General features: G+C 40.3%; 9 protein-coding genes. 5 read left to right on the top strand and 4 right to left on the bottom strand.

What is annotated here, in order from left to right:
• A partial coding sequence (locus IEY42_RS20485) for a hypothetical protein (RefSeq protein WP_188927069.1) occupies positions 1 to 626 on the top strand: 626 nt, incomplete at its 5' end.
• An 800-nt stretch (positions 627 to 1,426) separates the two neighbouring features.
• Here IEY42_RS20485 and IEY42_RS20480 read toward each other — a convergent pair.
• On the bottom strand, positions 1,427 to 2,254 hold the full coding sequence (locus tag IEY42_RS20480) for a mechanosensitive ion channel family protein (protein WP_188927068.1): 828 nt from the start codon (positions 2,252 to 2,254) through the stop codon (positions 1,427 to 1,429).
• Between the two features lie 737 nt (positions 2,255 to 2,991).
• Between IEY42_RS20480 and IEY42_RS20475 the strand changes: the two genes are divergently transcribed.
• Positions 2,992 to 5,127 carry a TonB-dependent siderophore receptor gene (locus IEY42_RS20475; protein WP_188927067.1) on the top strand — a complete coding sequence of 712 codons (2,136 nt, stop codon included), beginning with the start codon at positions 2,992 to 2,994 and terminating at the stop codon, positions 5,125 to 5,127.
• A 147-nt stretch (positions 5,128 to 5,274) separates the two neighbouring features.
• Here the strand turns inward: IEY42_RS20475 and IEY42_RS20470 are convergent, their stop codons facing one another.
• The 3 genes from IEY42_RS20470 to IEY42_RS20460 all read right to left on the bottom strand — a co-directional run bounded on the left by IEY42_RS20470 (position 5,275) and on the right by IEY42_RS20460 (position 11,967).
• On the bottom strand, positions 5,275 to 8,760 hold the full coding sequence (locus IEY42_RS20470; RefSeq protein ID WP_188927066.1) for a putative Ig domain-containing protein: 3,486 nt from the start codon (positions 8,758 to 8,760) through the stop codon (positions 5,275 to 5,277).
• 133 nt (positions 8,761 to 8,893) lie between these two features.
• Positions 8,894 to 10,540, bottom strand: coding sequence for a BamA/TamA family outer membrane protein (locus IEY42_RS20465; protein ID WP_188927065.1), 1,647 nt, complete (start codon positions 10,538 to 10,540; stop codon positions 8,894 to 8,896).
• Positions 10,541 to 10,746: 206 nt separating this feature from the next.
• Entirely contained in the window at positions 10,747 to 11,967 is a 1,221-nt protein-coding gene (locus IEY42_RS20460) for a threonine/serine exporter family protein (protein ID WP_188927064.1), read from the bottom strand.
• Between the two features lie 174 nt (positions 11,968 to 12,141).
• On the opposite strand from IEY42_RS20460, the gene IEY42_RS20455 reads away from it, so the two are divergent.
• The 3 genes from IEY42_RS20455 (at position 12,142) to IEY42_RS20445 (ending at position 15,766) form a co-directional block, all read left to right on the top strand.
• Positions 12,142 to 12,537, top strand: a complete 396-nt coding sequence (locus tag IEY42_RS20455) for an MAPEG family protein (protein ID WP_188927063.1) — start codon at positions 12,142 to 12,144, stop codon at positions 12,535 to 12,537.
• Between the two features lie 200 nt (positions 12,538 to 12,737).
• Entirely contained in the window at positions 12,738 to 15,041 is a 2,304-nt protein-coding gene (locus IEY42_RS20450; RefSeq protein ID WP_188927062.1) for a YgiQ family radical SAM protein, read from the top strand.
• A 122-nt stretch (positions 15,042 to 15,163) separates the two neighbouring features.
• Positions 15,164 to 15,766, top strand: a complete 603-nt coding sequence (locus IEY42_RS20445) for a hypothetical protein (protein ID WP_188927061.1) — start codon at positions 15,164 to 15,166, stop codon at positions 15,764 to 15,766.
• Positions 15,767 to 15,990 lie beyond the last annotated feature (224 nt).

The raw sequence follows: 15,990 nt of genomic DNA, 5'->3' as shown, positions 1-15,990 counted from the left end.
TGTTAACTTATGAGGTAATGATATCACCTCTAACTAGGTGGCCAAATTCACCGTACCACTACAAGCCAACATTCTTTGAAGAGTTTTGGTGGAAGGCTATAGTTGCTCGCCTATGTTACAACACCGCTTATGATGTATTAATTGACGGCAACCTTCTCATCCCAAATGATGCAGAGTGTAAATATTTGACTCTTTTTTATAAGCGGATAGATCAAAACGAGAAAGTGATAGAAGGGTATCAATTATTCAATAATGAAACTGATTTAGCGGTCTCCTTGGGTGCTTGGTTGTCTGAAAGAAAAACCAGAGTAAGCGCTCAGCAAGAGCATTCAACAGGTAGGCTATCTCTTGTGACGAACACTAGAGACTCTTATCAGTTGGATATTTGTAGAGTATGGGAAAAAGGTGATGGTATATTTGAGCGTGCACCTTGGGCTGATAAGCATAAGGATGAACTTCAGAGTTCGATCAACGAACGTAAGGTATGTCAGATGGGGCCAGTGAGTATGGTTTATTCTGAACCTCTAACCTATAAACAACCCATTACGCCAATGATTCCAGCAATTTTATGTTCTCCAGTTATTCATGCGCAATTTGGACTTGAAGAAGGTGAAGTAGATGTCTAATCAAGTTCAATGTGCAAATTGTTATTGTACTCTTTATTTCACTAGTGAAAATGGTCCCAGCGGTGTGACAGGTGAGATATGCAGTAGTTGCCAGTCAAAGGCCAACTCTGGGCTAGCTAGCTACTTTGATGATGAAGATGATTAGCGAGAGAATATCTTTGTAACTATATACAGAGAGCTATTCAGCATTCTTTAGACTCTAAGCACTTCATTTTGAGAAAAGCTATAGTGAAGTCAGACTTCTAAGCTGACCGTACTGAACTGTTACACGGTCTGTTACACTGGTTGTTACAACATCTGTTACAACCGTTAGTGACTACTTACTATGAAGCTAAGTAAAACAGCATTTCGTGACCCGGCTAAGTCGACTTATCGGCCAACTCACCTCTTTATAAAGAAAGGCCTTGCTGCAATGCGAGGCCTTTTGTTTATGGGCTACAGTCTGAAAAATCGTACCAGCCAATAACTGTCCACTCCGTGCTCAACGAGGGCATGGCGGCATATCGGCCAGATCACCTCTTTATACGAAAGCCCGCTTATCGGAAGATAAACGGGCTTTTTGTTGTTTATGAGCAAGAGCATGAGGAATATAGCCAGCAAATAACAGTCCACTCCGTGCTCAACGACGGCATGGCGGCATATCGGCCAGCTCACTTCTTTATAAAGAATGGCCTCGTAGCTATGCGAGGCCTTTTGTTTATAGGCTACAGTCTGAAAAATCGTACCAGTAAATTTATAGACTAATAAAAACGAGCAAGGCCCTAAGGCACTTGCTCGTTGTTTTCACCAAAACGTAGCGATTATTGCTCTTTTTCGATGATAAGCTTTCTGTGTGGGAAAGGAATTTCAATACCGGCTTCATCCAGTGCTTTTTTGATTTGCTCAGGGATTGAGTACAGGATGTCGAAGTAATGTTCACCATGACAGAAAGGACGCACCAAGAAGTCTACTGAACTGTCATTTAAGGTTTCAACTTCAACAAATGGCGCAGGGTCTTTTAAAATATGTGGATGTGCTGCCAATACCGCATCAATAACTTTGCGTACTTCATCGGTATTTTCTTTGTAAGCCACACCAAAGTGCATATCTACACCACGAACATCATGGAAGGAATGGTTAACGATTTGAGCCCCCCAAATTTGACTGTTTGGCACAATAATATGCTGATTATCAAAAGTTTTAAGGATCGTGGTGAATAAATCGATTTCTTGAACATTACCAAATCGATCAGCTGCGCTAATAAAGTCACCTACTTTATAAGGACGGAATAGTAATAACATTACGCCAGCAGCAAGGTTAGATAATGTTCCTTGCAATGCTAAGCCAACAGCTAAACCGGCAGCACCTAACAATGCCACAATAGAGGCTGTTTGCACGCCAAAACGATTTAACACCGCAATAGCAACAAAAGCGAGGATAATATACTTCGCTACACTACCTAAAAAACGGAATAATGTGTTGTCGAGCTTATCGTAACGTTCACCAATTTTATTGATGATTGAGCTCATTTTATTAGCAATATAAAGACCAACGATTAAAATTAGCGCAGCTAATAATACATTGATCCCTACATCAATTATTAACGGTAGGTATTGATTAATATCGATTTGTTCTACGTAATCTTGCATTTTTTGCCTCCTGCAAAAAAAGGAATATTTGCTTTATGTTTGACGGGCCACTTGTATTGGCTCTTACATTTGATTAGATATCAACTTGGTATGTTAAATTTTCTAACTCAATGTGATGATGTTGTTATCGCGGAAAGCTTAACACAATTACAGGGTAATGTGATGAAGATCACTTTAAGAGTGCTAAAAAGAGTTTGTTTTTGCATGAATTAATGAAGGGTATCATGACTTCGAAACCGAAATTAACTGCAAGCTTATATCTATTACATAAAATGAACGCTAACGGAATAAATGACATGGTTAGCCGCTATGACAACGAGTAACATGGTCTTATATAAAATAAATTTATTTTTTGTTAACTGATAAAATTAATCTGTTTTTCAATAAGGTATCACTAAATTCTTTATTGGAAAATTATGAAAAGGACTCGCTGAGAAGGTAGCGGTCAAATATAACTTAATGCGTTAAAAATAATGAAGTACAAGCCTTAATTGACTGCAAAGCTTGATGAGGTGACTGCTTTATCGGCTTCAGAGTGTTAAGGGACAAAATGGGTTTACTCGTATTGAAAATGTGACTGACAACTTTGACGCGTAATTTGCGAAAAAATATGCCTCCTTGCCCTAATTGAGGACGTAACATATTCGGCACAAATGTAAATCTTTAAGTGATAATAGTTGTCATTAGCGTTTGATGCTATATTGCCGGCAAATTTTAGTGTTGTCGTTGAGAATGTAATGCAATTGAAAATGGTTAATCTTGGGTTGTTCAGCCTACTGTTACCTGTAATGAGTGTCAGTGCTAATGAGCCTGTTACTCCTACCGAGTCAGCAACATCAATCGAAAAAATCACTGTAATGGGCCGAGCGCAAACCTTTTATCGTGAGTCTTCTAGTTCAGTGGGCACCAAAGTTGAAACCGATATGATGGATTTGCCGCAATCGGTGCAAGTATTAAATGAACAGCTTATTGTTGACCAGGCCGCTCGCGAAATTACCGACTTATACCGCTCTATCGCAGGCGTAAGTGCTTATAGTTACTCTGGCGTGACCTTTCGTGGTTTTCGTGATGACAGCAACGTGTTTTATGACGGTGTACGCGGTGATCCTTTTTCGGGGTTTGGAGTGCCGCAGTTATTCAACGTTGAGCGTGTCGAAGTATTAAAAGGCCCTGCCGCTGCACTTTATGGCGGTGGAGAACCTGGTGGCATGATTAACTATGTCACCAAAAAACCGAGTTTTGAACAAGACACAGAAGTGACATTTACTGTCGGTGACGATGACAGAGTTGGCGGTTCAATTGATTCTAAAGGCGGCTTAACCGACAGTATCGCGTATCGTGTCGGGGCTTTTTATGAGCAAAAAGATAGTTTTCGTAATAATGCCGACTCCGAAAATACTGAGTTAACGGCAGGGCTGTTATTTCAACTTGATGATGACACACGCTTAACCACAACGATTGACTACATTAAGCAAGATTTAGGTGGCAATCGTTTACGCGGTGTGCCGGTCGATGATGATGGCAATTTTTTAGTCGGCCCAAGCTATAACGCCAATGAAGCTTCTGACTATCAAAACTTAGAAGCCACGGTACTGCAAGCACAGCTACAGCACTATTTTAGTGATAATTTAAGCGTTGATACCACAGTGCGTTTTGTTGATAACGAGCGAGTTCAAGGCTACCACGAGTCGCAAGGTTGGGTTGATGTAAATGGTGACGGTGAAGCCAACGTTGATGATGAAACCATTAAACGTGAATACCGCAAGCAATACCGTGCCAATCAAGAAGTGAGTGTCACCTCAGATTTTATTTACCGTCTAGATAGCACCATTGAACAAACGATGTTGTTTGGTGCTGATTACCATCATGTTGATAGCGAATATGATTATTGGCGCGCACGGTACGAGGCTGATGGCGTGGCAAATTTAAATATATTTGAATTGAACTATGGCGAAAGCGATCCAGCCGATTACACTTTAACGGATCAAAATCGTGAAGGTGAAAAAATCGAGCGTATGGGCTTTTATGCTCAAGACCAAATTACCTTAACCGACAAATGGTTATTGCTGGTTGGTCTGCGTTACGATCACTTTAATGATTATGATAAAGAGAGTGGTTTTGAGTTTAGCGACGAACACATTTCACCACGCACAGGTGTGGTTTATAAATACTCGCCAGACACCTCATTTTATGTGAACTACTCTGAAAGCTTTAATCCAACATCTATAGGCGACCAGGAAGAGGCTGATGCCGACGGTGGCTTAGACCCAGAAATGGGTGAACAAGTTGAGATAGGGGTAAAAAACCAGTGGTTTGATGGTAGCGTGATGACCACATTAGCAGCGTATCAAATCACTAAAAAAGATGTGGCCATGAGCAACCCTAACGACACAGGTGTCGACGATGGCATTGCGGCACTCGTCAGCTTAGGCGAGGTTGAAAGCAAAGGTCTTGAGTTTACCCTGGTGGGCGACATTACTGCCGACTGGACCATTATGGCCAATTACGCCTATAACGATGCACATGTAACCCAGGGCGATGTAGGAGACACATATGCTGACGGCAGCAAGTTTGTCAATGCGCCGCGACATCAAGCGGGTTTATGGACCCGGTATGATATCGACAGTTTGCAGTCGGCAATTGCCTTTGGCGCAGATTATGTCAGTGAGCAAGTCAGTGCAGATGCACAAATCGTAAAACCTTACACTGTGTTCGACATGAGCTGGACCACGACATGGCAACAAACCCAGTTTCAGCTGAATGTGAAAAATCTATTTGATAAAGAATATGCTATGAGCGGATTCTCTGAACGTAATGGCCATTTCCCTGGCTCACCGAGAGAAGTGGTCATGCAGGTATCGCATCACTTTTAATGGACAAAATGCCTTTTTATAATAAACAAAAAGATAGCGATATGTTTGTTAAATTTAAGAGTGGGATATGTTTGTTAAATTTAAGAGTGGGATTAGAATGTTCATAGCATCATGAGGTTAGTTTTCAACCTCATGATGCTATTAATTTTATCGTTTTAGCTTGATGTAATGAGCATTTCGCCTTATCAAAATAACTATTAGTAAAAGCAAGAGATAAACTAAGTTGATTGCACCACCTGAGCCGCTACTGCTTTCCGGCTCAGGATTAGGTGTTTCTGGGGTTGTCGTAGTTGAATTATTAAATACGTCTAAGGTCACCTCTATATCCGAACTTGCTCCTTTAGCGTCTTTTAAAGTAAGAGTAAGATAATATTTACCTGCTTGAGTTATATTTGCTTTAAATAACCCTTCAGTACTTACTGACACTCCAGAAATAGGTGCATTGATTGAATATGCAATCTTGTCACGCTCAATGTCATAGATTAAATTTGCTAGGTTGAATTCAAAATTCGTATTTTCTCCAAACCTGAATGTTCGGTTACCGAAATCCGCTCTATATTCTGGTGTCGCTAGCCAAATAGGTGCACGGTTTTTTTGTAAGATATGAAATGTAAATGGAGTTGAAGTGACAGTTTCTATACCATCAGACACTTCGACAGAAATAGAGTCTAAAACACCAACTGACTCATCAGGAATTGAGCCTGATATAATTCCATTATTATCTATTGTTAGCCATGATGGAGCATTTAATAATTGGTACGACAAACTATCTTTATCTTCATCATAAGCTCTAAAAGGAAAGTCGATCTTATCTCCAGTATTAAAAAATAATTCGTCTCCATTTGATAATATTGGTTTTCTATTTATAGTGATTTGATCACATTGACCATTAGTAATGCAGGCTATATCAAGTATTTTTATCTCATTTGAGCTTTTAGTGTCAGAGTTTGGAATGGATAGGAATAACTTGCTTCCAATAATTGAATCTATTTTAGTGTATATTTTTTCATAGAAAAAATAAATTTCTTGTTCTAGGCTGTCAATTATAAAATGGTAATGTATTGAACCTCTGTATTCCTCAGAGTAAGTATAGGTTACTCTTCCAAATAAGTAACGGTTATCATCGCTACTACCTTGAAAATCAAATGACTTATCTCCTGAGTATTTTGATATTATATTTAGTTCACTGGTGTCTATTTTATTGTAATAACCGTTTTTAAGCACTCCAACTTCCCTGTGATCAATAATATATAAAGAGTTTATACCATATGATTTGTTAAAATTAAGTATAGGTGTAGATATGTTCTCTGCAGGGTTTAGCGATACATTTCCAGGCAGTGATACTGTATATACTTCTTGGTACCAATCACCATTCGGGGCATCCAAGCTATAATGAAACTCTTTTTTTGTTTGATCAAATGAATTGTTGAAAAATCTAAAGTTTCTTCCACTAACTGTATTATGTATAATTTCAGGTTCTGTATTGCTGTTACAATTATAACGATAAACAGCATTGTCGCTTATAAAGTATAAAAAACCTGATGGTGTAGCATCGAAAGAAATATCAGTAGGGTATATGTTCTTTAAAATTGTTTCAAATGTATTACCTTTAATGATTTTTACCTCATACTGCTGATTAGGCTCGTATATGATAAAAGTGTTCCCGCAAGATTTAAACTCACCGTCAGAACCAGTATAAGAGTTAAGCACTTGATCGTTAATAAGTGATACTTTTATAAATTCTTGAGGATAACTATCGCTTTCTGCAAAGGCATAATTATCATGGATTGCTTTGAATTTATAAGTTTTTTGATTATATGTTTCACTAGCTACTTTTTGTATATCAAAGTTCGCTATATCAATAAGGTACAAATCCCGTCCAGCAGTGATATATGACTCTCCATTACTTCTATAAATAACAGGAATTTCAAGTGTTGACGCAGAGTCAAGGTATGATATGTGTTCAATTAACCCATCAAAACCGACAAAGGTTAATTCATACTCATAAAAAGTTCGATTGTCATCTGTTTTATGATAATCACTTTTTTGTTGTATAACTAACCAACCTTTATCTGTTTCATCGACACTAATAATATTTGCAACATTATTAGTGTTGAATCCATGAGCAAAGTCTATTACTTCTGTTCTTTTTGACGTCGGATTTATTTTATATAACCCTGGATAGGGTAAGCTGTAAGTGAAATAAAGTTCTCCATTAACAATTCTTTGTGGCTGAAAATTATTATCTCTGAAACCTCCACCTCGGAATTCATTGATAGTATTTTCCTCTGCAACACCTATTCGATTATTAATTACTTCATAAGTAAAATCAAAAATATTTAACCTGACAAGAATGTTGTCATTAAAGTATTTGTTGTAATGATAGTAATAATAATGCTCTCCATTATTGAATATTGGCTCGATAGCGAGAGCAAATACATTATCTCTATTATAAAGCTTTGTTAGTTTCTGGAATGAAAAATCAATTTTGAAGATTGCGGCGCTTAGCACAGAAGTCTCATCTTTTAGAGTTTGAAAGACAATGCCTGTTTCACTCGTTCCTATAATCTTAGAACCAATTAATGGAACGTCACTAATATTATTTATATTTAAAAATCTGAATGCTTTGGTTTTTGTGTTATATGCAAAAATGCAACTTTCACCGTTCGAGCTATAAATATCAGAAAAGAATAATTCATCGCCATGTCGAGTAATGTTACTGACAACTCCGTCTAGTCCTACTTTATTGTTATTTTTACATGAAGGTATATCATCTTCATAGAAATAATTTTGATATCCTTTTTCAAATGAAAACGATCCTATCCGGTTATTATTGTGGAGGAAAAAATACTCATCAGTTGTTATGAGCGTTGGAGTGTATCTATTAACATCAATCTCTTTATGTTCAGGGTAAAAATCTGGCAAAAAATATAAAGTGCCATCGAGTTCATAATGTGCAATTTCAGAATATGTAAAGTTATCCGCAATACCTGTATCGCTTGAGTTGTTTTTTAAAAAAAGTTCATTGCCAATAGTGTAATATATTCCAGAATTAGATTTCCACTTAAAGCTAGTGAACATAGTATTTATATCATCATATCCAAAGTTGATACTTCCAAATTCATCATCCCATTCATATGTGCCTGATAGCGTGCCATCAGTTACAATGTACCTATTGCTAATATTGTCATCGTTAATATGTAATTTAGCTAATATTTTATTACTGCTGTAAGGCTTTAAGTATAACGCTGTTATTTTTGCTGGTAGCCCATGTATGTTTCTAATATTTTGAAATAAATTCTCTACCTTTTCAGTGTTAATGTCATAAGAATAAAGACTATACATATTCGAATCGTCTTTATTTATATAGACTATCTTATTTCCAATATTATAAAAGTATAGAGTTGGATTTGAACTATCATTATTTAAGTTAGGGTGCTTTCCATATCCAAACGCCTCTATTCTATCAGAAATTAAGTCAGGATATTCCTTGCTTACATCAACATCAATGCCATTAAGATTAGAATCTAATGCCATAGTTGAAAATGAAGTAAAAAAACAAATAGCATATATAAAGAATAAAACTTTTTTAATAAAAAAGTTTAAACCTGTAGTTAAAAAATCCTTTTTCATTCAATTAACATCCTGTTTTATATTTTTTATTAATTCCGTGATAAGGGTGAAGTTACACAGAATATGTTTTGAAATTGTTTCACCTTTTTGTATTTTTGTAAACAATATGTGATATAAAAATGTTTTTGCGTACCTAAAAATGCTCCTTCACTTGGAATCGAAATTCCCATTCATTAGTGTCATCTCCCGATGTCATTGGCATGGCGATATCAATATGGGCAACATTGCCATAACTCGACTTTGATGAATATAACCTCGCGCCAATGCCGACGCTGCCAATGGTGCCGCTGACTTCATTTAACTCATCTGGACCGCCAAAAGCATGGCCTACATCGGCAAACAGTGCCCAACCTAATTCTGCTAATTGATACAAATTAATATTGGGGTAGTAGCGGATTTCACCAGTGAGTAACCATTGATTATCGCCGTGCTGGTAGTCATTTGGGTAACCTCGTATGCCAGTTTCATCACCTAAAGCAAAGGTTTGGTCGAGATAGTTATTGTGTGATGTAGCAATCTTGGCTTTAGAGTAGGTGGTCCACTTTGGGTTAATTTGATGAAAATACTCTGCGGCTAAACCCACATTATAAAAATCTTGTTGGCCAGTTTGGATGTCGGCTTTACCGGTTAAGCTCATCAATAATAATTTGTTATCTTGTTGCCAACCTCGGGTAGTTAAATACGTTAAGTGATATCCAAGCGCTGAACCGTCGGCAACATCGTTCGTTTCTAACCCTAGCGTGGCCATATGGTGCCAGCCTAAGTTAAAGTCTTCATTATTATTGATTAAATGGATATTGTTTAAGACTTTATATTGGTCTTGTAAGTATTCGTAGCGTATCCATGGGTAGGTAAAGTCGCGATCATTTGGCAAAGCAGAGTTAGGATAGCTATTAATATTATTAAACACGTGCTGCTCTTGCCTAAGGCCGAGACTGACACGATGTAAATGGTCATCGTTTTTGTCGACTAACCAACCCAAGCCAATATTGGCGTAATCGATAATATGTTCAAATTCATTAATGTCGTCACCATTTTGTCTAATGGTGTCGATACGGGTATCGGTAGACCACGCAACCCCATACATGTCTTTTGTGTCCAGGGAATAAAAGGGTTTGTTAAACGCTAATGCAGAAGCTTGGCCGTCGCTATTGTCGTAAAAATCCACGGCGATACTGCCATGTTTTACCCACCTAACGGGCGCATCAAATGCAAACTTATACCCTGTGCGGTCGGCACTTGATTGGTATTTAACTTTGGTTTGAACCCCTAAACCCAGTAAGTTATCTTCTTTGATCCCGAACGAATATTTAGTATCACCGCCGTTTTTACTTAAGCTCATTGTGGGCAGCAGGGACCAATTGTCCCAGGTTTCAACCAGTACCACATCTTCAGCATCGTCATCGGCGAGCGGATCTTTATGGGCAATATTGATTTCGGCATCGCGAATGTAGGGTTCATAACGCAGTAAGCGCTGGGCTTCTTCAAGATCTCTTTTACTAATTTTGTCGCCTTTTTCAAAGCTTAAACTATTGAGGATGGTTGATTCTGTGGTGTTGATGTGTAAATAGTTTGCCCAGCGGTGCAAAAAGATTGCATCGGGGTCAGATTCATCAAAAATGGGGTGGCTGACAATGACGATATTAGCGACCTTGTCGACATCATGTTTATTCACTGTCGATACTGCAGGTGAGTTGTCCACCGGCTGATCATTAGCGCTGGCGCTGGTGTGAGAAAGCAAGATGACGAAAAAAAAGGCTGCCAGTATGACTCTTGGCATAAATTCGTCCTTATTGTTTTTTTGTTATATTTTTTAAGGAAACGCCAAACGTTAAATTCGTGTCATTAAAATGAAGCGGCTGCGTTAACACTTGTCTTAATAACACACTTGTATTGACTAATAGTCAAGTGTTTAAAGGTTTTAGCGTGACTTGAGTAATAACGGGCTGCCCAGTCGGCAGCCCTTTTGCAGGGAGAGTGGAATGGCTACAATGAACGGCGCGGAGGAACCACAACGTTGGCAAAAATCAGCCCTGCGATGAGCGACATAAAAATCAGGAAAATTTGCGAACCTAAATGCGCTTGGTTCAGCATAGTTTCACCCGATATCAGTGCGTTTAAACCAATATAGGTTTTACTGCCGGGCACCAAAATAACAATGCCTTGTAATAACGCTATCGACACTGGGGCTTTCATCCAACGAGCATAGAGGTTGGAGTAAATACCAACTGCCAGCGCGCCAACAAAAATACCAATGGATTCTCCTAAATAAATACCGCCAAGCATGGCCGAGAAAAAGGCCACGATACCGGCAAACACGCCCCAAGGAGAGTCTTTAAGGCGTGCTTTAAAGATAATCACTAACGACATCGACAATAATGGCACCGCCGACCATATTGCCCAACGAGGTAAGGGGATTGGGTCTATGTAGGTGACGTCGCCAAATATGGCTTTACCTATGGTCATACCAAGTACCGCGCCAAAGTACAGTTTAAATAACTGCATTACCGCATCCATTATGCGCGCAGTACCAGAAATTAAATCGCGGGCGGCAAGTTCTGCTAGGCCTAACGTGAGGGCAAGGCCTGGCACAAAGATAATAATCCCCGATAAAATGGTCACCGGTAAATTAATGCTCGGGTCAAACTGAGAAATCGCCGTCGCTAAAATTGCGCACATTACCGCCGCCATAGGCTCGAGCATTTCAGCAATGCGCTTTGAGCGTTCGGCCCAAAATACTAAACTGTAAACTAACAGCCCAAGAATGGCCGACCAAAAAACATCATGCCACCCTGTGCCCATTAACATGGCAAACGCACCAGCACTTGAGCCAAAGGCAAGCAGTGTTAGTTTGTGGCCATAAGGATTCGGTTTATTGGCGATTTCTTCTAAACGCTCCAGTGCTTCTTGTAAGGTACGTTGGCCTGAACTGAGCTCTTCAACTAATTCAAAAGTTCGTGCCAGTGAGCCTAAATCAAGGTCACCTGGTTTAACACGCGCTACATGGTTATATTCTTGTTCGGTGTCGTGTTGCAGCACAAAGGTCATCGAAGTAGGAGATATTAAAAAATACCCCTCAATACCAAGCGTGCTACATACCGTTTGCAAGTGAGATTCTAAGCGGTACGCAGGGGTACCAAACTTATGTAATGCTTTACCTAATTTTATGATAAATCTACGTTTTTCTAGAAAATCCTGATTATCCACTGGGCGGTAGTCACTCTTGTTAGGGTAAAGGCTTATTTTGGCGCGAATACTAACCGATTAGTACGTGTGTTTATAGACAAACTGATTCAAAATGTTGTTTTAACATCACAATAGCATTGTGGTATTAATCGAAGATGTCAAAATAATAATATAATCAATTAAAAGGAATAACAGATGACATTGATGGTAACGGGTTTATATGCAGGGTTAACGGCGCTGTTGGTTTTAGCATTATCTTATAAGGTCGTTAAATTTCGTCGGGCAAATAAAATAGGCATCGGCGACGGTGGGCATCAGGTGCTGTCTATTGCCATAAGAGCGCACGGTAATTTAATTGAAAACGCGCCAATTGTGCTTATTTTGTTAGCATTAGCAGAGTTGAACGGCATGCCAATTTACTTGATACACAGTATCGGTACCGTTTGGATTGTGGCGCGTTTATTACATGTAATAGGACTAAATCAAGGGCAAGGTGGTTATCACTTTGGACGCTTTTGGGGGGTGTTGGCCACTTGGATTGTACTTTTAGCTTTAGCGGTGGCTAATATTGGCTTCTTTCTAGGCTTATAAGCACTTCTGCAGTGGTGATATTGGCTTATCACCATTTTTTATAAGGTTAATTACTGATAAAATATTTCACTTTTGCTGCTTTTTTAGTCACACTTAGTGCCACTGTACTGCTATACTCCGCGTCCGTTAAATTCAGCATTAGGCTGAGGTTATCATCGGATCAGTTAGACTGATTTTCCCCATTTATGTAGGTCATATACATGCAAGTTGAGTCAACGTTATTTAATTATCCAAAGTTTTGGGCAGAATGCTACGGAACCGCTCCTTTTTTACCCATGTCTCGCAAAGAGATGGATATTTTAGGTTGGGATAGTTGCGATATTATTATCGTGACAGGCGATGCGTATGTAGACCATCCAAGCTTTGGTATGGCGGTGATTGGGCGCATGCTTGAAGCCCAGGGTTACCGTGTGGGGATTATTTCGCAGCCAGACTGGTCCAGCAAAGAAGACTTTATGCAGCTTGGTCGTCCTAACCTGTTTTTTGGGGTTACGGCTGGCAACATGGATTCGATGATTAACCGCTACACCGCCGACCGTAAATTACGTCATGACGACGCCTACACCGCTGGTGATATTGGCGGTAAACGCCCAGATCGCGCGGTAACTGTATACACCCAACGGTGTAAAGAAGCCTTTAAAGAAGTACCAGTGGTCATTGGTGGTATTGAAGCCAGCTTACGCCGCATTGCCCATTATGATTATTGGTCAGATAAAGTGCGTCGCAGTGTCATTTTTGACGCCAAAGCCGACATCTTAATTTACGGTAATGCTGAGCGCCCACTCATGGAAGTGGCTCGACGTATTGCTGCAGGCGAAGCCATTAGTGATATCGACGATGTACGCGGCACGGCGGTAATGCGTAAAGACCCAATGCCGGGTTGGCGCGGTATGGACTCGCGTAAAATTGACCAGCTACATAAAATTGAGCCGCTCCCAAACCCTTACGGCGCTGATGATGTGGGTTGCAGTAATCTATCGGGCCCTACAGACAACAAAATTTTTGATAACGATGCGCCAAAGCCTATTAGTATTCAGCCGCCCCGTCCTAAGCCATGGGAAAAAACCTATGTGCTATTGCCTGCTTTTGACAAGGTCAGCGAAGACAAATATTTATACGCCCATGCATCGCGTATTTTGCACCAGGAGCAAAATCCAGGCTGTGCGCGCGCACTATTTCAACCCCATGACGCAAACCGTGGCGTTTGGGTTAACCCACCTGCCTGGCCATTGAATACCGATGAAATGGACGCAGTATTCGACTTGCCATATCAGCGTGTGCCGCACCCAGTTTATGGCAAAGAGAAAATCCCTGCTTACGACATGATCAAAACCTCAATCAACATTATGCGTGGTTGCTTTGGTGGCTGTTCATTTTGTTCGATTACCGAGCACGAAGGGCGAATTATTCAGAGCCGTTCGCAAGAGTCGATTGTTAAAGAAATTAAAGACATTCAAGAAAAAGTACCTGGTTTTACCGGGGTGATTTCTGACTTAGGTGGCCCAACAGCCAACATGTATCGCTTAGGCTGTACCAGCGAAAAAGCCGAAAAAACCTGTCGTCGTTTGTCGTGTGTGTACCCGTCTATTTGTGGCCACTTAGGCACAGATCATAAACACACCATCGACTTATACCGTGCGGCTCGCGATGTGCCAGGTATTAAAAAGGTACTCATTGCCTCGGGCGTGCGTTACGACTTAGCCATTGAAGACCCTGACTACATCAAAGAGTTGGCTAAGCATCATGTGGGTGGTTATTTAAAAATTGCCCCAGAGCACACCGAAGAAGGCCCACTCAGTAAAATGATGAAGCCAGGCATGGGCACCTACGACAAGTTTAAAGAATTGTTCGATAAGTTTTCAAAAGAAGCCGGTAAAGAGCAGTTCTTAATTCCGTACTTTATCTCTGCGCATCCTGGCACTACCGATGATGACATGATTAACCTTGCGTTATGGCTTAAAGGGCAAAAGTTTAAGCTTGATCAAGTACAAAACTTTTATCCATCGCCGATGGCTAATGCCACGACGATTTATCATACCGAGCTTAACTCGTTGAAAAACGTTAAGCACGACAGTGAGCAAGTCAGCGTTCCGAAAAAAGGTCGCCAACGTAAATTGCATAAGTTTTTATTACGTTATCACGACCCTGCAGGCTGGCCGATGATCCGTGAAGCCTTAGTCGCCATGGGTAAAGAGCACTTAATTGGTAATGGTCCGCAACATTTGGTGCCGCCAGAAACCCGTAACGAGCAAAATCGAGTAAAATGGGGCCAAAAGCCAGCGGCTAAAGGCAAAAATCAAGGTGGCCAAAAAGCCATGACCCGTTTTTCTGCTGACCAATTTGAAGACCGTAAAGGCACATCAAACGCTGATAAGCCCAAAGCTAAGCCCGCAGGGAAAAAGCCAAAGACAACGGCAAAAAACAGCGGTCAGCCAGCTAAAGCAACTGGGGCAAAACGACCAGCTAAAACCGGTTGGGCAACCAAGTCTAAATACGCTAAGTAAACCATTCGCTTTATAATAAACACTAAACCCGCATTTATGCGGGTTTAGTTTATCTGGGCCTCACTTCGCAAAGCGTGTACCCTGTTTGGAAGAATAATATCAATAAGCAAGGGATCAGCAATATGGCTAAAACGAGTACATTACGTGGTTACTTCACTCGCGCATTAGTATGTAGCGCGGCATTAATCGCCGTCCCAAGTAACGCAGCGAACTCAGTGCAGCATCAACAATTTTTTGAGTCAATAGCCACACTTTGCGGCCAGGCGTTTGCTGGTAAAATCACTGCTGGTGGCAGTGAAGGTGATGGTTTTAGTGGTAAAGCACTGATTATGCATGTACGCGAATGCAGTGACACAGAACTAAAAGTGCCTTTTCATGTAGGCGAAGATCATTCACGCACCTGGGTTATCACCCAAACTGACACAGGCTTACGCTTAAAGCACGATCACCGCCACAAAGACGGCTCAGAAGACAAGGTCACTATGTACGGTGGCGACACTCGCGATGTGGGTACCGCCAATATGCAATCGTTCCCAGTGGATGATGAGTCGATAGTCAATTTTAAACAAAATGGCTTAGATCAATCGGTCACCAATGTGTGGCAGATGATGATTGAAGCACATACTTTTACGTATCGTTTAATGCGCGAAAATCGTGATTTTAGGGTGGAGTTTGATTTAACCAAACCGGTTGCGTTACCACCAGTACCGTGGGGACATGAGTAAATCCCATTCTTTACGTCTTCCCGGCAATGCTTTTGAGCCGGGACCCATGTGTTAGTTTTTGTTCTTTTGCTTTATGGCCTATGGCCACTAACGTCGTGGCGCGTCGCCCACACCAGCGTATGAATAAACGTTACTCTGATTCAAGTAAACACCATTAGATACGTCTTATATGGACCCACCCGTTTTGCAAGTGATTTCGAAGCGTTAATAAACAAATTCATTGC

This window comes from Shewanella algicola (assembly GCF_014648035.1).
In the GTDB taxonomy this organism is placed as follows: domain Bacteria; phylum Pseudomonadota; class Gammaproteobacteria; order Enterobacterales; family Shewanellaceae; genus Shewanella; species Shewanella algicola.
The sequence above is the reverse complement of the archived record's forward strand: the minus strand, read 5'-3'. Positions and strand labels throughout refer to the sequence as shown.

What these genes read in the sequence shown, in the direction of transcription:
- IEY42_RS20480 (WP_188927068.1), bottom strand. Translation starts at nt 2,254, where the DNA reads ATGCAAGATTACGTAGAACAAATCGATATTAATCAATACCTACCGTTA.
- IEY42_RS20475 (WP_188927067.1), top strand. Translation starts at nt 2,992, where the DNA reads ATGCAATTGAAAATGGTTAATCTTGGGTTGTTCAGCCTACTGTTACCT.
- IEY42_RS20470 (WP_188927066.1), bottom strand. Translation starts at nt 8,760, where the DNA reads ATGAAAAAGGATTTTTTAACTACAGGTTTAAACTTTTTTATTAAAAAA.
- IEY42_RS20465 (WP_188927065.1), bottom strand. Translation starts at nt 10,540, where the DNA reads ATGCCAAGAGTCATACTGGCAGCCTTTTTTTTCGTCATCTTGCTTTCT.
- IEY42_RS20455 (WP_188927063.1), top strand. Translation starts at nt 12,142, where the DNA reads ATGACATTGATGGTAACGGGTTTATATGCAGGGTTAACGGCGCTGTTG.
- IEY42_RS20450 (WP_188927062.1), top strand. Translation starts at nt 12,738, where the DNA reads ATGCAAGTTGAGTCAACGTTATTTAATTATCCAAAGTTTTGGGCAGAA.
- IEY42_RS20445 (WP_188927061.1), top strand. Translation starts at nt 15,164, where the DNA reads ATGGCTAAAACGAGTACATTACGTGGTTACTTCACTCGCGCATTAGTA.